The sequence below is a fragment of the Citrobacter sp. Cpo103 genome (assembly GCF_030332605.1).
Classification (GTDB): domain Bacteria; phylum Pseudomonadota; class Gammaproteobacteria; order Enterobacterales; family Enterobacteriaceae; genus Citrobacter; species Citrobacter portucalensis.
On record NZ_JAOWHO010000035.1, the window covers coordinates 331,062 to 348,788 of the forward strand.

15 protein-coding genes and 1 other annotated feature are annotated in these 17,727 nt (G+C 53.7%); of the genes, 10 read left to right on the forward strand and 5 right to left on the reverse strand.

From position 1 onward, the window contains the following. Positions 1-98 precede the first annotated feature (98 nt). Positions 99-3,464, forward strand: coding sequence for a mechanosensitive channel MscK (gene mscK, locus OGX89_RS18165; protein WP_003831046.1), 3,366 nt, complete (start codon positions 99-101; stop codon positions 3,462-3,464). 39 nt (positions 3,465-3,503) lie between these two features. Here the strand turns inward: mscK and OGX89_RS18170 are convergent, their stop codons facing one another. The 3 genes from OGX89_RS18170 to priC form a co-directional block, all read right to left on the reverse strand. Further along, entirely contained in the window at positions 3,504-4,427 is a 924-nt protein-coding gene (locus tag OGX89_RS18170; RefSeq protein ID WP_048214781.1) for an Rpn family recombination-promoting nuclease/putative transposase, read from the reverse strand. A gap of 69 nt (positions 4,428-4,496) precedes the next feature. Continuing rightward, positions 4,497-4,664: a pleiotropic regulatory protein RsmS gene (gene rsmS, locus OGX89_RS18175; protein WP_065772037.1), complete on the reverse strand. Its 168-nt coding sequence runs from the start codon at positions 4,662-4,664 to the stop codon at positions 4,497-4,499. A gap of 14 nt (positions 4,665-4,678) precedes the next feature. Further along, a complete protein-coding gene (gene priC, locus OGX89_RS18180; protein ID WP_063941321.1) occupies positions 4,679-5,206 on the reverse strand; it encodes a primosomal replication protein N'' in 528 nt (175 codons plus the stop codon). A gap of 69 nt (positions 5,207-5,275) precedes the next feature. On the opposite strand from priC, the gene OGX89_RS18185 reads away from it, so the two are divergent. The 8 genes from OGX89_RS18185 (at position 5,276) to hemH (ending at position 13,422) form a co-directional block, all read left to right on the forward strand. Further along, complete coding sequence (locus OGX89_RS18185; protein WP_032934350.1) at positions 5,276-5,653, forward strand: DUF454 family protein; 378 nt, start codon at positions 5,276-5,278, stop codon at positions 5,651-5,653. 193 nt (positions 5,654-5,846) lie between these two features. After that, positions 5,847-6,398, forward strand: coding sequence for an adenine phosphoribosyltransferase (apt, locus tag OGX89_RS18190; RefSeq protein WP_003021759.1), 552 nt, complete (start codon positions 5,847-5,849; stop codon positions 6,396-6,398). A gap of 117 nt (positions 6,399-6,515) precedes the next feature. After that, the gene (dnaX, locus tag OGX89_RS18195) at positions 6,516-8,444 is read left to right on the forward strand and encodes a DNA polymerase III subunit gamma/tau (protein ID WP_003831049.1); all 1,929 of its coding nucleotides are present in this window, start codon (positions 6,516-6,518) and stop codon (positions 8,442-8,444) included. Next, positions 7,777-7,841, forward strand: a sequence feature (DnaX frameshifting element). It overlaps the preceding gene by 65 nt. A gap of 57 nt (positions 8,445-8,501) precedes the next feature. After that, positions 8,502-8,831: a YbaB/EbfC family nucleoid-associated protein gene (locus OGX89_RS18200; RefSeq protein ID WP_003021764.1), complete on the forward strand. Its 330-nt coding sequence runs from the start codon at positions 8,502-8,504 to the stop codon at positions 8,829-8,831. Then, positions 8,831-9,436 (forward strand): recombination mediator RecR, encoded by a 606-nt coding sequence (recR, locus tag OGX89_RS18205; protein ID WP_003831050.1) that lies wholly within the window; start codon positions 8,831-8,833, stop codon positions 9,434-9,436. Before OGX89_RS18200 ends, recR begins: the two co-directional genes overlap by 1 nt. 110 nt (positions 9,437-9,546) lie before the next feature. Continuing rightward, on the forward strand, positions 9,547-11,421 hold the full coding sequence (htpG, locus tag OGX89_RS18210) for a molecular chaperone HtpG (RefSeq protein WP_032942554.1): 1,875 nt from the start codon (positions 9,547-9,549) through the stop codon (positions 11,419-11,421). A gap of 231 nt (positions 11,422-11,652) precedes the next feature. Then, positions 11,653-12,297 (forward strand): adenylate kinase, encoded by a 645-nt coding sequence (adk, locus tag OGX89_RS18215; RefSeq protein ID WP_003021773.1) that lies wholly within the window; start codon positions 11,653-11,655, stop codon positions 12,295-12,297. 162 nt (positions 12,298-12,459) lie between these two features. Next, positions 12,460-13,422, forward strand: coding sequence for a ferrochelatase (gene hemH / locus OGX89_RS18220; protein ID WP_003831052.1), 963 nt, complete (start codon positions 12,460-12,462; stop codon positions 13,420-13,422). On the opposite strand, the gene aes is transcribed toward hemH, so the two are convergent. Further along, the gene (gene aes, locus OGX89_RS18225; RefSeq protein WP_126955913.1) at positions 13,419-14,378 is read right to left on the reverse strand and encodes an acetyl esterase; all 960 of its coding nucleotides are present in this window, start codon (positions 14,376-14,378) and stop codon (positions 13,419-13,421) included. The two genes, hemH and aes, sit on opposite strands and share 4 nt — an antisense overlap. A 152-nt stretch (positions 14,379-14,530) precedes the next feature. On the opposite strand from aes, the gene gsk reads away from it, so the two are divergent. Continuing rightward, positions 14,531-15,835, forward strand: coding sequence for an inosine/guanosine kinase (gsk, locus tag OGX89_RS18230; RefSeq protein ID WP_003021781.1), 1,305 nt, complete (start codon positions 14,531-14,533; stop codon positions 15,833-15,835). 45 nt (positions 15,836-15,880) lie between these two features. Here the strand turns inward: gsk and ybaL are convergent, their stop codons facing one another. After that, positions 15,881-17,560, reverse strand: a complete 1,680-nt coding sequence (gene ybaL, locus OGX89_RS18235) for a YbaL family putative K(+) efflux transporter (protein WP_003021783.1) — start codon at positions 17,558-17,560, stop codon at positions 15,881-15,883. Between the last annotated feature and the right edge of the window lie 167 nt (positions 17,561-17,727).

Here is a 17,727-nt window from a genome sequence, read left to right on the forward strand (position 1 = left end):
GGTCGTTTTGCCTGCTGCTATTCTGCCGGTCACAGCCGTGATATTCTTGCCGCTTGACTATTTTCGGTCACTTTTCCGGTTCAGAAACGTTCATTCTCATGACTATGTTGCAGCTCTATAAACGTTCACAGCATCTTATTGCTATTACCATTCTTTTCTTCATTCTCTTGCTATCTTGCCAGTCGTCTGCTTTTGCGCGGGCGCAACAGAGTGGTGAACTGCCGACGAAAGCGGATATTCAGAGCCAACTGGACGCACTGAGTAAACAAAAAGATCTCTCCGCGCAGGATAAGCTGGTCCAACAGGATCTCATCGATACCATCGCCACGTTGGATAAAATCGATCGCGTGAAAGATGAGACCGTACAGCTTCGCCAGAAAGTTGCCCAGGCACCGGAGAAAATGCGTCAGGCGACGGATGCGTTAAATTCGCTCAGCGATGTCGATAACGACGATGAAACGCGAAAGACGCTGAGTACACTCTCCTTGCGACAGCTTGAGTCGCGCGTGGCACAGGTTTTGGATGACCTGCAAAGTGCGCAAAACGATCTTGCCGCTTACAACAGCCAACTGGTGTCGCTCCAGACGCAGCCAGAGCGTGTGCAGAATGCGATGTACACCGCGTCGCAGCAAATGCAGCAAATCCGCAATCGACTCGATGGCACCAATGTGGGAGAGGCGGCGTTACGCCCCAGCCAGCAGGTGTTGCTGCAGGCGCAGCAGGCGCTGCTGAATGCGCAGATCGACCAACAGCGTAAGAGCCTGGAAGGCAATACTGTTTTGCAGGATACCTTGCAAAAACAACGTGATTACGTAACAGCTAACAGTAACCGGCTTGAACATCAGCTCCAGCTCCTGCAAGAAGCGGTGAACAGCAAACGACTGACGTTAACCGAAAAGACGGCTCAGGAAGCGGTAACGCCGGATGAAGCCGAGCGTATTCAGTCAAATCCGTTAGTGAAGCAGGAACTGGATGTTAACCATCAGCTAAGTCAGCGCCTGATTGCCGCGACCGAAAACGGCAACAACCTAATGCAGCAGAATATCAAAGTCAAAAACTGGCTTGACCGCGCGCTGCAATCCGAACGCAATATTAAAGAACAGATCGCTGTCCTGAAAGGCAGTCTGCTGCTGTCGCGTATTCTGTATCAGCAACAACAAACACTGCCGTCGGCGGATGAACTTGCCGATATGACTAACCGGATCGCTGATTTGCGTCTGGAACAGTTTGAGATTAACCAGCAGCGCGATGCGCTATTCCAGAACGATGCGTTTGTCGCCAAACTGGAAGAAGGGCACAGCAACGAAGTGAATGGTGAAGTCCATGATGCCCTGCTGCAGGTTGTGGATATGCGCCGTGAACTGTTGGATCAGCTGAACAAGCAGCTGGGCAACCAGTTGATGATGGCGATTAACCTGCAAATCAATCAACAGCAGCTAATGAGCGTGTCGAAGAACCTGAAAGGGATCCTCACGCAGCAAATCTTCTGGGTTAATAGTAACCGTCCGATGGACTGGGACTGGATCAAAGCCTTCCCGCAAACGCTCAAAGACCAGTTTAAGTCGATGAAAATCACAGTGAACTGGGAAAAAGCCTGGCCAGCGGTCTTTATTGCGTTCCTGGCGGGCCTGCCGCTGCTGCTTATTGCCGGGTTAATCCGCTGGCGTTTGAAATGGCTGAAAGAGTATCAGGCGAAATTAGCCGCCGCAGTAGGGAATCTGCGTAATGACAGTCAGCTCAATACGCCAAAAGCGATACTGATCGATCTGATCAGAGCGTTGCCGGCGTGCCTGATTATCCTCGCCGTGGGCCTGATTCTGCTTACCATGCAGTTGAATATCAGCGACCTGCTGTGGGCGTTCAGTAAGAAGATGACAGTCTTCTGGCTGGTGTTTGGTCTGTGCTGGAAGGTGCTGGAAAAAGATGGCGTGGCGATACGTCATTTTGGCATGCCAGCGCAGCAGACCAGCCACTGGCGCCGCCAGATCGTGCGTATTAGCCTGGCGCTGTTGCCGCTTAACTTCTGGTCGGTCATTGCTGAACTGTCGCCGCTTAATTTGATGGACGATGTGCTGGGTCAGGTAGTTATTTTCCTCAACCTGCTGCTGATCGCCTTCCTGGTATGGCCAATGTGCCGCGAAAGCTGGCGTGACAAAGAGTCACATGGCCTGCGTCTGGTCACTATTACCGTCCTCTCAATTATCCCGATTGCATTAATGGTGCTGACGGCGACAGGGTATTTCTACACCACGTTGCGCCTGGCCGGCCGTTGGATTGAAACGGTCTATCTGGTTATCCTTTGGAACCTGCTGTATCAGACGGTACTGCGTGGATTGAGTGTGGCGGCACGTCGTATCGCCTGGCGCCGTGCCTTAGCGCGTCGTCAGAACCTGGTGAAAGAAGGGGCGGAAGGAGCCGAGCCGCAGGAAGAACCGACCATTGCGCTTGAGCAGGTTAACCAGCAAACGCTGCGTATAACAATGCTGGTGATGGTTGCCCTGTTTGGTATTCTGTTCTGGGCAATTTGGTCCGATCTAATCACCGTGTTCAGTTATCTCGATAGCATTACGCTCTGGCATTACAACGGCACCGAAGCGGGAGCTGCGGTGGTGAAAGACGTCACCATGGGCAGTCTGCTGTTTGCGGTTATTGCCTCAATGGTCGCGTGGGCGCTGATCCGTAACTTACCCGGCCTGCTGGAAGTGCTGGTGCTGTCGCGACTGAAGATGCGTCAGGGTGCTTCGTATGCGATCACCACGATCCTTAACTACGCGATCATCGCCATCGGTGCGATGACGGTCTTCGGATCGCTCGGTGTTTCATGGGATAAGCTACAGTGGCTGGCAGCAGCCCTGTCGGTTGGTCTTGGTTTTGGCTTGCAGGAAATCTTCGGTAACTTTGTTTCGGGTCTGATTATTCTGTTTGAACGCCCGGTCCGCATCGGCGATACCGTGACTATCGGTACGTTCTCAGGAACGGTCAGCAAGATCCGTATCCGTGCCACCACTATTACCGACTTCGATCGCAAAGAGGTGATCATCCCGAACAAAGCATTTGTGACGGAGCGTTTGATCAACTGGTCGCTTTCCGATACCACCACGCGTCTGGTGATCCGCATCGGCGTGGCCTACGGTTCGGATCTGGATAAAGTGAAGAAAGTGCTGCTGCAGGCGGCGATGGAACACCCGAAAGTGATGCACGATCCAGAGCCTGCAGTGTTCTTTACCGCCTTCGGCGCCAGCACGTTGGATCATGAACTGCGTTTATACGTGCGTGAACTGCGCGATCGTAGCCACACGGTTGATGAACTGAACCGTGCGGTCGATCGTTTGTGCCGTGAAAACGACATTGATATCGCCTTTAACCAGCTCGAAGTGCACCTGCATAACGCGAAAGGTGATACCGTGACCGAGGTTAAGCGTGACATCATTAAAGGTGATGATCCGACGCCTTCGGTAGGTTAAGTTGCAATCAGGGCGGCATATTTGCCGCCCTGATTGCATTTAGTGCGCCAGCGCGACCAGTTCTTCCTGCGTCAGGCCTGTAAGGTGCGTAATCAGCTCCAGTTCCAGGCCGCGGGCGAGCATTTTTTGTGCGATATTACGCGCTTCAACCTGCCGACCTTCTTCTAACCCTTTTTCCAGCCCTTGTTGTATGCCTTCCACTCTGCCTTTTTCTTCCAACCATTCGGCAATCGTCATCAGCTGTTCCTTGTACTGTGGCGCACTCTGCGCCAGATGGCGGACAAGTACGCCGGGTTCCGTGGTATTTCCTGCTTTAAGCATGTAATTAATCAAAACGTCGATTTGATATTCTGTCAGATGCTCTTGTGTTAAGAGTGTGACCAGTTGATCCAATAGCTCACTCAGATCCCGTCGACGAATATGTTTTTGCAGGAGTTCCAGCATCGCTACCCGTTGATGCTGCAAGATCTGATTATCTGGCATTACGGTCAGGTCTACCAGTGTAAATTCATTGCCGTAAAGCGCTTTCGCAAGCTTTGGTTCGCTAAACAGGTGATGCCAGTTAAGGGTATAAGGCCACGGACTTTCCATACCATGGTAAAACAGGATAGGAACGACCAGAGGTAATGTCTTATGCCCGGCGTTAAGATGGTGTTGCATGGCGGCAATTGCGTAGCGCATCAGGCGAAAGGCCATGAATTTATCGGGCTTACTCTGATGTTCAATCAGTGCGTAAACGTAGCTGGGTCCATGTGTTGTTTGCAGGGAATAGAGGATATCTGAATAGCTGGTATGTAAATCGTCCTCAATAAAGCTGCCTGATTCCAGCGTTAATGTATCCATATCGCATATATTGAGAAATGCTTCAGGCAAATGGATCTGCAAAAAATCTCGGGCAACCTCCTTTTGCGTCAGCATTTGCCGAAAGACCGCGTCGTGGGGTGTGGTGGGGAGTCGTTCCATGATCTGTCCGTTATCGTCGTGATGTTGCGACGACTCTGACACCGAAGCCAATGGCAGACCAGAGGGCAATTAATCAGTTTGCGAGGTGCCTTCCGCAGTTTTAAGTTTGTTTTCATAATCACGCATGACGATCTCCAGCGCGCGTAGCACTGTTCGTGCTGGTAGCTGATTTTCCTCAAGTAAAACAATCAAATCGACGGCCAGTTTGACCTCATCCGGGGCGTTCTCTAATGACATAAATTCTCCGGGGATTAACGGGTTAAACGCGACAGCACGTTTTCTATTCTTGCCAGAGCATGGCGACAGCGCGCCAGTCGCGCCTCGAATGCTTCTACTTCACGATGCAGTTTTTGCTGTTCTTCAAAGCCGGTAGCCTGAGCCAGACGCTCTTTGCGTTCACGCGTCATTTCAACCAGGCGGCGTTCAAATTCCTGATGTTGGACCCGCTTGCGCTGCCAGCGCGCCAGACCTGGAGAAGCGCTGTCCCACTCTCGAAGGGACCAACTGGCGGTTTCACGTGAAATCGCCTCTAACTGTGAAGCAAGGTGTTCCGCAAGCCAGGTGATTTGCGGGAGTTGCTGCTGCTCAACGGCACGACGCAGGGCAGTAAGATTATCGTCAGCCTCATCCAGACAAGCCTGCAGCAACGTGCTGCGCGTGTGAAACAGATGCCTGTCAAAGCGGGCGCTAAGCGTTGTGTGATGCGCCAGCGGAGCACAACGCTGTCGCAGGCGGTTAAGCTGGTTTTCGAGCGTCTGTAACAGCATGGCGGTTTTCACAACAACACTCCGATGAAAATGAGAACCGTTATGCTAAAGTAGCGATTCTCTGTGTTAAGTACTCATATTATGCAACGCATTATTCTAATCATCATTGGCTGGATAGCGGTAGTGCTAGGTACGCTGGGCGTTGTATTGCCTCTGTTGCCGACGACGCCGTTTATACTGCTGGCAGCCTGGTGTTTTGCCCGCTCATCGCCGCGTTTTCACGACTGGTTGCTTTACCGTTCGTGGTTCGGCGGGTATTTGCGCCACTGGCAAAAACACCGTGCGATGCCGCCGGGAGCAAAACCGCGCGCTGTTTTGTTGATCCTGGTGACGTTTGGTATTTCACTGTGGCTGGTCAATATGATGTGGGTGCGCGGCCTGCTGCTGGTTATTCTTGCCTGTTTACTGATTTTTATGTGGCGGATCCCGGTGATTGATGAAAAACAACAAAAGCAGTAAAGCGCAATAATCGCTGTTGCAATTGTCTCTCACAGCCAGTAAATTCGACCGTTTTCGAGCACAGGCGCAGGTGGTCAAAGGTTAAGCAAGTGTAACCTTGGCTCTTATATAGACACAAAATCATTCAAGATACGTCGAGGATGACGTGTTTAGTGCGCCGTGAAGTAATACTGTATTAATCAGGCACAAACTTATGACCGCGACAGCACAGCAGCTTGAGTTTCTCAAAAATAGCATCAAAAGCATCCACGACTACCCAAAACCGGGCATTCTCTTTCGTGATGTCACCAGTTTACTGGAAGACCCGAAAGCCTACGCCCTCAGCATTGAATTGCTGGTTGAACGCTACAAAAATGCGGGTATCACTAAAGTGGTTGGCACCGAAGCGCGTGGCTTCCTGTTTGGCGCGCCGGTAGCGTTGGGTCTGGGCGTCGGCTTTGTTCCGGTACGCAAACCCCGTAAGCTTCCGCGTGAAGTTATTGCTGAGACCTATGAGCTGGAATACGGCACCGATCAGCTGGAAATCCACGTTGATGCCATCAAACCTGGCGATAAAGTGCTGGTTGTGGACGACCTGCTGGCAACTGGCGGCACGATTGAAGCGACTGTGAAGCTGATCCGCCGTCTGGGTGGTGAAGTTACCGATGCTGCTTTTATCATTAACCTGTTTGATCTGGGCGGCGAACAGCGTCTGGAAAAACAGGGGCTGACCTGTTATAGCCTGGTTCCATTCCCGGGCCACTAAGTCGGGCTATCTTATCTCGGTAGACGAATACCGAGACACACAGCCTCGCCGTCGCTGCGAGGTTGTGTTAGCATTATCCCCCTGTGAATCCACCCTCCAGCCTTTCAGAGCCTGCCAATGAGTTATCAGGTCTTAGCCCGAAAATGGCGCCCACAAACCTTTGCTGACGTCGTCGGCCAGGAACATGTGCTGACGGCACTGGCGAACGGCTTGTCGTTAGGGCGTATTCATCATGCTTATTTGTTTTCCGGCACCCGTGGCGTCGGGAAAACCTCTATCGCCCGCTTGCTGGCGAAGGGATTAAACTGTGAAACCGGCATCACCGCTACGCCGTGCGGCGTGTGCGATAATTGCCGGGAAATCGAGCAGGGGCGTTTTGTCGATCTGATTGAAATCGACGCCGCCTCACGCACCAAAGTCGAAGACACCCGTGACCTGCTGGATAACGTCCAGTATGCGCCTGCGCGCGGTCGCTTTAAGGTCTACTTGATCGACGAAGTGCACATGCTGTCGCGCCACAGTTTTAATGCCTTGCTGAAAACGCTCGAAGAGCCGCCCGCGCACGTTAAGTTCCTGCTGGCGACTACCGATCCGCAGAAGCTGCCGGTGACTATCCTGTCGCGCTGTCTGCAATTCCATCTTAAAGCGTTGGATGTCGAACAGATTCGTCATCAGCTTGAGCATATCCTCAAAGAAGAGCATATCGCCCATGAACCACGTGCACTGCAACTGCTGGCTCGCGCCGCGGACGGCAGCCTGCGTGATGCGCTGAGCCTGACCGATCAGGCGATCGCCAGCGGCGATGGCCAGGTCTCGACCGAGGCGGTCAGCACTATGCTCGGCACGCTGGACGACGACCAGGCGCTCTCGCTCGTTGAAGCGGTTGTGGCTGCGGACGGCGAACGCGTGATGGCGCTGGTAAACGACGCCGCCGCGCGCGGTATCGAATGGGAAGCGCTGCTGGTTGAGATGTCGGCTTTGCTGCATCGTATTGCCATGGTTCAGCTTTCGCCTGCCGCGCTCGGCAGCGATATGGCCGCCATTGAACAGCGTATGCGTGAACTGGCGCGAATTGTTCCGCCAACCGATGTGCAGCTTTACTACCAAACTTTGTTAATCGGGCGCAAGGAACTGCCATATGCGCCGGACAGGCGAATGGGCGTCGAAATGACGCTGCTGCGTGCGCTGGCTTTTCATCCGCGCATGCCGCTCCCGGAACCTGAAGTTCCACGACAGTCGTTTGCCCCGGTCGCACCCACTGCGGTGATGACCCCGACGCAGGTGCAGCAGCAGCCTGCACCTGCACAACAGCAACAGAATGTGCCGCTCTCCGATGCCACCAGTCAGGTGTTGGCGGCGCGTAGCCAGTTGCAACGCGCTCAGGGAGCAACCAAAGCAAAAAAGAGTGAACCGGCAGCCGCTTCCCGCGCGCGGCCGGTGAATAATGCTGCGCTGGAAAGACTGGCTTCGGTGTCGGAACGTGTTCAGGCGCGTCCGGCGGTCTCTGCGCTGGAAAAAGCACCGGCGAAGAAAGAAGCGTATCGCTGGAAAGCGACCAATCCTGTTGCAGAAGTTAAAGAAGTCGTTGCCACGCCGAAAGCGCTGAAAAAAGCGCTTGAGCATGAAAAAACGCCGGAACTGGCGGCAAAGCTTGCGGCTGAAGCCATTGAACGCGACCCGTGGGCCGCCCAGGTGAGTCAGCTCTCGCTGCCTAAACTGGTGGAGCAGGTGGCGCTTAATGCCTGGAAAGAAGAGAATGGCAACGTAGTTTGCCTGCATCTGCGTTCCACGCAGCGACACCTAAATTCCAGCGGTGCGCAGCAAAAACTGGCCGAAGCTCTGAGTTCCTTAACGGGGTCAACGGTTGAATTGACCATCGTTGAAGATGATAATCCAGCGGTGCGTACGCCGCTGGAGTGGCGTCAGGCCATTTATGAAGAGAAGCTCGCGCAGGCGCGTGAGTCGATTATTGCGGATAATAACATCCAGACGCTGCGTCGTTTTTTCGATGCGGAGCTGGACGAAGAGAGTATTCGCCCCATTTGATCGTCAGCCTAATGGTTTGACGGTCGTCATCCCTTAACGTGATTGAGAGAGAAGCCTATGTTTGGTAAAGGCGGTCTGGGTAACCTGATGAAACAGGCCCAGCAGATGCAAGAAAAAATGCAGCAGATGCAGGAAGAAGTCGCCAAGCTGGAAGTGACCGGCGAATCTGGCGCGGGTCTGGTAAAAGTGACCATTAACGGCGCGCACAACTGCCGTCGCGTGGAGATCGATCCAAGCCTGCTGGAAGACGACAAAGAGATGCTGGAAGATCTGGTTGCTGCGGCATTTAACGACGCGGCGCGTCGCATTGAAGAGACGCAGAAAGAGAAGATGGCCTCTGTTTCCTCCGGAATGCAGCTGCCGCCTGGCTTTAAGATGCCGTTCTGATGCAAACCAGCCCGCTGTTAACTCAGCTTATGGAAGCACTGCGCTGTCTGCCCGGCGTTGGCCCGAAGTCGGCGCAGCGCATGGCGTTCACGCTACTTCAGCGCGATCGCAGCGGCGGGATGCGTCTGGCACAGGCGTTAACGAAGGCAATGTCGGAAATAGGCCACTGTGCCGATTGCCGCACCTTCACAGAACAAGACGTCTGCAACATTTGCTCGAACCCGCGTCGCCAGGAAAACGGTCAGATTTGTGTGGTGGAGAGTCCGGCGGACATCTACGCCATTGAGCAAACCGGGCAGTTTTCCGGACGTTACTTCGTGCTGATGGGACACCTGTCGCCGCTGGACGGTATTGGCCCTGATGATATCGGGCTGGATCGTCTCGAACAGCGACTGGAGTCTGAGCAAATCAACGAACTGATCCTGGCGACCAATCCCACGGTCGAAGGAGAGGCGACCGCCAACTATATTGCTGAGCTTTGCATGCAATATGGCGTTGAAGCCAGCCGTATCGCCCATGGCGTTCCGGTAGGCGGCGAGCTGGAAATGGTCGATGGCACTACGCTGTCGCACTCTCTGGCAGGACGACACAAGATTAAATTCTGAACAAACGGAGGCCGCGACGGCGGCTTCCGCTTGAAATCCTTCCCGCTTGTCCCCATTTCACCCTCAACGTGTTTTTACCATTGAAAATGGCTTTGTTGAGGTAGATCTACATGAAAGGACAAGAAACTCGTGGTTTTCAGTCAGAAGTAAAACAGCTTCTGCACCTGATGATCCATTCTCTGTATTCCAATAAAGAAATCTTCCTGCGTGAGCTTATCTCTAACGCCTCGGATGCGGCAGACAAGCTGCGTTTCCGCGCCCTGTCTAACCCGGACCTGTATGAAGGCGACGGTGAGCTGCGTGTACGTGTTTCCTTCGATAAAGATAAGCGTACGTTGACCATTGCCGATAACGGCGTGGGGATGAACCGTGATGACGTTATCGATCATCTGGGGACCATTGCGAAATCCGGTACTAAATCTTTCCTCGAATCCATGGGTTCCGATCAGGCGAAAGACAGCCAGTTGATCGGCCAGTTCGGGGTGGGCTTCTACTCTGCGTTCATCGTGGCGGACAAAGTCACCGTGCGTACCCGTGCTGCGGGCGATAAGCCGGAAAACGGCGTGTTCTGGGAATCTGCGGGCGAAGGTGAGTACACCGTTGCCGACATCACCAAAGACGATCGCGGCACCGAAATCACCCTGCATCTGCGTGAAGGCGAAGATGAGTTCCTTGATGACTGGCGCGTACGTTCCATCATCAGCAAATATTCCGACCATATCGCGTTGCCGGTAGAGATCGAAAAATCCGAAGAGAAAGACGGCGAGACCGTGGTTTCCTGGGAAAAGATCAACAAGGCGCAGGCGCTGTGGACCCGTAACAAGTCGGAAATCAAAGACGACGAGTACAACGAATTCTACAAGCACATCGCCCACGACTTCACTGACCCGCTGACCTGGAGCCACAACCGTGTGGAAGGTAAGCAGGAGTACACCAGCCTGCTGTACATCCCGTCCCAGGCTCCGTGGGATATGTGGAACCGCGATCACAAGCATGGCCTGAAACTGTACGTCCAGCGTGTGTTTATTATGGACGACGCCGAGCAGTTCATGCCGAACTACCTGCGCTTTGTGCGCGGTCTGATAGATTCCAACGATCTGCCGCTGAACGTTTCCCGTGAGATCCTGCAGGACAGCACAGTCACCCGTAACCTGCGCAGCGCGCTGACCAAACGCGTACTGCAGATGCTGGAAAAACTGGCGAAAGACGACGCGGAAAAATACCAAACCTTCTGGAAACAGTTCGGCCTGGTACTGAAAGAAGGCCCGGCGGAAGATCACGCCAACCAGGAAACGATCGCTAAGCTGATGCGCTTCGCGTCTACGCACACTGACTCCTCCGCACAGACCGTGTCGCTGGAAGACTACGTGTCGCGTATGAAAGAAGGGCAGGAGAAAATCTACTACATCACCGCAGACAGCTATGCGGCAGCGAAGAGCAGCCCGCACCTGGAACTGCTGCGTAAGAAAGGCATTGAAGTCCTGCTGCTTTCTGACCGCATCGATGAGTGGATGATGAACTACCTGACCGAGTTCGACGGTAAGGCATTCCAGTCTGTTGCTAAAGCTGACGAGTCCATCGACAAGCTGGCGGATGAAGTTGATGAATCGGCAAAAGAAGCGGAAAAAGCGCTGACGCCGTTCGTTGAGCGCGTGAAAACCCTGCTGGGCGACCGCGTGAAAGAAGTGCGTCTGACTCACCGTCTGACCGACACGCCAGCCATCGTCACCACCGATGCGGATGAAATGAGCACCCAGATGGCGAAACTGTTTGCCGCTGCGGGCCAGGCCGTACCGGAAGTGAAATATATCTTTGAACTCAACCCGGACCACGTGCTGGTAAAACGCACGGCGGATACCCAGGATGAAGCGCAGTTTAAAGAGTGGGTCGAACTGCTGCTGGATCAGGCGCTGTTTGCTGAGCGCGGCACGCTGGAAGACCCTAACCAGTTCATCCGTCGTATGAACCAGTTGCTGGTGTCCTGATACCCGTAATGTAATGCCGGATGGCGCTAACGCTTATCCGGCCTACAGCATCTCGTAATAGTATGCCGGATACGGTGTTTCCACCGCCATCCGGCATTTTCTCGCCTTATTTTTAATTTTCCCACCGTTAACCGTTTCAGCGTCGGGCGTCTTTCTTGAGCCAATTGCGTGATGGTGGTATCGTTTAGCGCTTTTTAAAAAATATCGACAACCTTTAAGGGGATTTTCGTAATGCGTATCATTCTGCTTGGCGCTCCGGGCGCGGGTAAAGGAACTCAGGCTCAGTTCATCATGGAGAAGTATGGTATTCCGCAAATCTCCACCGGTGATATGCTGCGTGCCGCCGTGAAATCTGGCTCCGAGCTGGGCAAACAAGCGAAAGACATCATGGACGCCGGTAAGCTGGTGACTGATGAGCTGGTGATCGCGCTGGTAAAAGAGCGTATTGCTCAGGAAGACTGCCGTAATGGTTTCCTGCTGGATGGCTTCCCGCGTACTATTCCGCAGGCAGACGCCATGAAAGAAGCGGGCATCAACGTGGACTACGTTCTGGAGTTCGATGTTCCTGACGAACTGATCGTTGACCGTATTGTAGGTCGTCGCGTACACGCTGCTTCTGGCCGCGTTTACCACATCAAATTCAACCCGCCTAAGGTTGAAGGTAAAGACGATGTTACCGGCGAAGAGCTGACCACCCGTAAAGACGATCAGGAAGAAACTGTACGTAAGCGCCTGGTGGAATACCATCAGATGACAGCTCCGCTGATCGGCTACTACTCTAAAGAAGCGCAGGCGGGTAACACCAAATACGCGAAAGTTGATGGCACTCAGGCCGTTGCTGACGTGCGCGCAGCGCTGGAAAAAATCCTCGGCTAATTTTTCGCGTAATAAACCTCTTATCAGGCCTGCCATTATCGCGTAGGCCTGATAAGCGTAGCGCCATCAGGCAAATTCTCGTCTTACCTCTCACAGCAATTAGTTCTTCTTTATCGCTTTTCCGCTACAATTATCAACAATTTGAATCGATAAGAGGCGGTAATGCGTCAGACGAAAACCGGTATCCTGCTGGCAAACCTCGGCACTCCCGATGCCCCAACCCCCGAAGCCGTTAAGCGCTACCTGCGCCAGTTTTTAAGCGATCCACGCGTAGTTGATACGTCACCTGCACTGTGGTGGCCGCTGCTGCGTGGGGTGATTTTACCGTTGCGTGCGCCACGCGTAGCCAAGCTGTACCAGTCAATCTGGATGGAAGACGGTTCCCCGCTGATGGTTTATAGTAAGGCACAACAGCGGGCCCTGGCAGAACGCCTACCAAATACCCCTGTCGCGCTGGGAATGAGCTACGGTTCGCCGTCGCTTGAAAGCGCGGTCGATGAACTGTTGGCAAGCGGGGTTGAACACATGGTGGTGTTACCGCTGTACCCGCAATATTCCTGTTCGACGGTGGCGGCCGTCTGGGACGAACTGGCGCGTATCTTAGCGCGTAAACGCGGTATTCCTGGCGTTTCATTTATTCGTGATTACGCCGATGACAGCAGCTACATCGATGCGCTGGCGAAGAGTGCCCGGGATTCATTTGCTCAACACGGTGAACCTGATTTGCTGCTGCTCTCCTACCACGGCATTCCGCAGCGGTACGCCGATGAAGGAGATGACTACCCGCAGCGCTGTCGTGATACCACCCGAGAGTTGGTTTCAGCGCTTGGCCTGCCGCCAGAAAAAGTAATGATGACCTTCCAGTCTCGCTTTGGTCGCGAACCATGGCTGACGCCATATACCGACGAAACGTTAAAAATGCTGGCGGAGAAAGGGACACAACATATCCAGGTTATGTGTCCGGGCTTCTCGGCAGATTGCCTCGAAACGCTGGAAGAGATAGCGGTACAAAACCGGGAAATTTTCCTTGAGGCTGGCGGTAAGCAATATGAGTATATTCCGGCGCTTAATGCCGCACCGGAACATATCGAAATGATGGTTAAACTGACCGACGCTTACCGTTAAAGCTGGGCTCTGAAGTAACGAGCGCCTTCCCGCAACGCATCGTCGGCGGTTTTCATCATTCGCGAATAGTGCAGGAAGGCGTGTAGCGTGCCGGGGTACATTTTGTACTGGCAGGGCTGCTGATGCGCCTGCAACGTCTGGAATAGTAAGCGGCTATCGTCAATCAGCGGATCAAACTCAGCGCCGGCGATAAAACACGGCGGCACGTCACGCGTCAGATCGTTATTAAACAGGCAATAATACGGTGACTCGCGATCGTCAGCGCTACGCAGGTACGCGTTTTCGTACATCTGCAAGTCCTCGCGGGTTAACCCATCCCACTCTCCGCCCATCAGCCGTCGGCTCAGTGAATCCTGCAGGCCGTAAAGCCCATACCACAACAGCACCCCAGCCACCTTGCCGCAGACAATGCGTTTATCCCGTAGCCACAGCGCGCTGGCAAGCGCCAGCATGGCTCCGGCGGAATCGCCCGCAAAACCGATATGATTCACATTAAGAGAATAGTCGCCAGCGTGCTGATGAAAATACTGGCAGACGGCGGCAATCTCTTCGATGGCTTGCGGGAAACGGGCTTCTGGCGCAAGCGAATAGTCGATACCAATTACCGTGCACTGCGTATAGCGCGCCAGCAAGCGCATAATACGGTCGTGGGTATCCAGATTACCGAGAATAAAACCGCCGCCGTGCAGATAATACAACGTTGCCAGGCTATGGGGCTGCGGTGAGTAAATACGTGTGGCCACGGGGCCGCATGCGGTAGAAATAACGCATTCGCGGGTATTCATCTCTGGGGCATCAGCATTCCACAGCTGCCGTTCATGAATGTAGTGCTGGCGCTGGGCCACGAAGTCATCTGCAGCGGGCCACGGCGGCAGATCGTCGCGATGAAAATTCACCACGCTTTTCATTTCATCCGAAATTCTGTCGAGTACGGGGATCTTGTTTTCCGGCTTCATAAAACGCTCCTTGTGAAGGTGAGTTATTGTAGAAATTAATCCCGTTTAAACTGCGATCTCACCGTCTGATATTGAAACTTAGCGCCGCATCGCATGCGTGGCAGGGAATGTGCTACCATGCATCGCTCAGTTAACCACCCGTAAAATCGACCATGAAATTTCCCGGTAAACGCAAATCCAAACACTATTTTCCCGTCAGCGCGCGCGATCCGTTGCTGCAACAAATTCAGCCAGAAAATGAAACCAGCGCAGCCTGGGTGGTAGGTATCGACCAGACGCTGGTGGATATTGAAGCCAAAGTGGATGATGACTTTGTAAAACGTTATGGATTAAGCGCCGGGCATTCTCTGGTGATTGCCGATGATGTCGCAGAAGCGCTCTACCAGGAACTGGTGCGTGAAAATTTGATCACCCATCAGTTTGCGGGCGGTACTATCGGTAACACGATGCACAACTACTCTGTGCTGGCGGATGACCGCTCGGTGCTGCTGGGCGTGATGTGCAGCAATATCGAGATTGGCAGCTATGCTTACCGCTATTTATGCAATACCTCCAGCCGTACCGACCTGAATTACCTGCAAGGCGTTAACGGACCGATTGGCCGCTGCTTTACGCTGATTGGCGAGTCAGGTGAGCGTACCTTCGCAATCAGCCCTGGGCATATGAATAAGCTACGAGCGGATAGCATCCCTGAATCAGTGATTGCCGGAGCGTCCGCGCTGGTGCTGACGTCTTATCTGGTGCGCTGCGAACCGGGTGAGCCGATGCCGGAAGCGACCATGAAGGCGATTGAATACGCCAAAAAGCACAATGTGCCGGTGGTTCTGACCCTGGGCACCAAATTCGTCATTGCCGATAACCCGCAGTGGTGGCAGGCATTCCTGAAAGAGCATGTCTCTATTCTGGCGATGAATGAAGAAGAGGCTGAAGCGCTGACCGGCGAGAACGACCCGCTGCTGGCGTCTGATAAGGCGCTGGATTGGGTGGATCTGGTGCTGTGCACGGCGGGTCCGGCGGGTCTGTATATGGCGGGCTTTACGGAAGAAGAAGTCAAACGTAAAACCCAGCATCCGCTGCTGCCCGGTGCTATTGCCGAATTTAACCAGTACGAATTCAGCCGCGCCATGCGCCATAAAGACTGTACCAATCCGCTGCGCGTGTATTCGCACATCGCACCGTATATGGGCGGGCCTGAAAAGATAATGAACACCAACGGCGCAGGTGATGGCGCGCTGGCGGCATTGCTGCATGATATTACCGCCAACAGCTATCACCGCAGCAACGTGCCTAACTCCAGCAAGCACAAGTTCACCTGGCTGACCTATTCGTCGTTAGCCCAGGTGTGTAAATATGCTAATCGCGTGAGTTATCAGGTGCTGAACCAGCATTCACCGCGCCTGACGCGCGGTTTGCCGGAACGTGAAGACAGTCTGGAAGAGTCGTACTGGGACCGTTAAATCTTGCATAGGCCGGATAAGCGATAACGCTATCCGGCACGGACACTAACTGGCCGTAGCAACTTCACCTGCAGGCGGCGTTTCAATCAGCTCCAGCATGGTACGGGCGATTTCGCGCTCACCCATGACGACCTGGTTGGCGCCGCGTTCGGTAATATATTCCACCTCATCGTCATAATGCGCGCGGGCGATAATCTCAATCGACGGGCATTTCTCACGTGCAGAAGCGACAATTTCACCCGCTTCATAACCATTGGGAATGGTCAGCAGCAGCCAGCGCGCGCAATCCAGATGCGCCAGATTCATAATCTCTTCGTTGGCGGCATTTCCCAGTACCGCACGGATCCCGCGCTCGCGCAGTTCATCTACCCGGGTACGCGAGGTTTCGATCACCACCAGCGGGATCCCCGCAGCCATCAATTTCTCACCCAGCAGGCTACCGACACGACCAAAGCCAACCAGCAGGGCGTGATTGCAGATATCCACCGGAATTTGCTTCTCTTCTTCTATGGCCTCTTCCAGCGTCTGCTCTTCCAGCGTTTCTGTTTTGGCGAGATATTTTTCTAACACAGCGAACAGCACCGGGTTGAGCATGATGGACAGGATTGCCCCCGCCAGTACCAGATTCTGTCCGGCCTGCGGCAGCAGATTTAACGCCATTCCCAGACCCGCCAGGATAAAGGCAAATTCACCAATCTGCGCCAGGCTGGTGGCAATAGTGAGCGCCGTGCGTTGGGAGTGACCAAACAGGCGCACCAGGAAATAGGCGGCAAGGGATTTACCAAAGATGATAATCGCCAGCGTGCCCAGTACCGCTAACGGCTGCTGGATCAGAACTAACGGATCGAACAGCATCCCGACGGAGACGAAGAACAGCACGGCGAACGCATCGCGCAGCGGCAGAGTATCATGCGCCGCACGGTGGCTTAGTTCAGATTCATTCAGCACCATACCAGCGAAGAACGCGCCCAGCGCAAAGGAGACATCGAACAGCTCTACTGCGCCAAAGGCAATGCCTAAGGCGAGGGCGAGGACTGAGAGGGTAAACAGTTCGCGTGAACCGGTTGCGGCGCTGCGGGCCATAATCCACGGTACCAGGCGACGACCCACCAGCATCATAATCGCGATAAACGCCACCACCTTACCGATGGTAATGCCCATATCGACGGCCAGCGAAGCGAAGCCGACATCTTCTTTTTCCAGCATCCCGGCGACGGCTGGCAGGAGAACCAGCGTCAGCACCATCATCAGATCTTCGACAATCAGCCAGCCAATGGCAATTTGCCCTCGCTGGCTGTCAATGAGCTGTCGTTCTTCAAGCGCGCGCAGTAGCACCACGGTACTGGCGGTTGAAAGACACAGACCAAACACGATCCCCACCATCAGCGACCAGCCTAATACGGCTGAAAGCGCCATACCCAGCAGCGTTGCCACCGCTATCTGGGCAATCGCGCCGGGAATGGCGATAGACTTTACCGCCATCAAATCCTTCAACGAAAAGTGTAGCCCCACGCCGAACATCAGCAGAATAACGCCAAGCTCAGCCAGCTCAGGCGCGAGCTTAGTATCAGCAACAAAACCAGGTGTAAATGGACCGGCCAGAACGCCCGCTAACAGATATCCCACCAGAGGAGAAATACGCAGTTTATTGGCAATCATGCCTAATATAAAAGCGAGCACAAGGCCGCCGACAATGGTGGTGATAAGCGGGGTGGCGTGATGCATTCCGTCTCCTTTGGTTGCTGTGATGATCCTAAAAACCCAAACTACGAGTAATAGTTTATGACAATTTTAATGTTTATGTTTATGAATAATTATTGAATTTTGAAGAAAACGGGATTTTACGCGCAAAAAAGCACGGATCGGAAAAGTACGGTGATATGTGAGAGGTA

Excerpts from the sequence above, each read along its gene's own strand:
- mscK (WP_003831046.1), top strand. The coding sequence starts at position 99 with ATGACTATGTTGCAGCTCTATAAACGTTCACAGCATCTTATTGCTATT.
- OGX89_RS18170 (WP_048214781.1), bottom strand. The coding sequence starts at position 4,427 with ATGGAACGACTCCCCACCACACCCCACGACGCGGTCTTTCGGCAAATG.
- rsmS (WP_065772037.1), bottom strand. The coding sequence starts at position 4,664 with ATGTCATTAGAGAACGCCCCGGATGAGGTCAAACTGGCCGTCGATTTG.
- OGX89_RS18185 (WP_032934350.1), top strand. The coding sequence starts at position 5,276 with ATGCAACGCATTATTCTAATCATCATTGGCTGGATAGCGGTAGTGCTA.
- apt (WP_003021759.1), top strand. The coding sequence starts at position 5,847 with ATGACCGCGACAGCACAGCAGCTTGAGTTTCTCAAAAATAGCATCAAA.
- dnaX (WP_003831049.1), top strand. The coding sequence starts at position 6,516 with ATGAGTTATCAGGTCTTAGCCCGAAAATGGCGCCCACAAACCTTTGCT.
- OGX89_RS18200 (WP_003021764.1), top strand. The coding sequence starts at position 8,502 with ATGTTTGGTAAAGGCGGTCTGGGTAACCTGATGAAACAGGCCCAGCAG.
- recR (WP_003831050.1), top strand. The coding sequence starts at position 8,831 with ATGCAAACCAGCCCGCTGTTAACTCAGCTTATGGAAGCACTGCGCTGT.
- htpG (WP_032942554.1), top strand. The coding sequence starts at position 9,547 with ATGAAAGGACAAGAAACTCGTGGTTTTCAGTCAGAAGTAAAACAGCTT.
- adk (WP_003021773.1), top strand. The coding sequence starts at position 11,653 with ATGCGTATCATTCTGCTTGGCGCTCCGGGCGCGGGTAAAGGAACTCAG.
- hemH (WP_003831052.1), top strand. The coding sequence starts at position 12,460 with ATGCGTCAGACGAAAACCGGTATCCTGCTGGCAAACCTCGGCACTCCC.
- aes (WP_126955913.1), bottom strand. The coding sequence starts at position 14,378 with ATGAAGCCGGAAAACAAGATCCCCGTACTCGACAGAATTTCGGATGAA.
- gsk (WP_003021781.1), top strand. The coding sequence starts at position 14,531 with ATGAAATTTCCCGGTAAACGCAAATCCAAACACTATTTTCCCGTCAGC.
- ybaL (WP_003021783.1), bottom strand. The coding sequence starts at position 17,560 with ATGCATCACGCCACCCCGCTTATCACCACCATTGTCGGCGGCCTTGTG.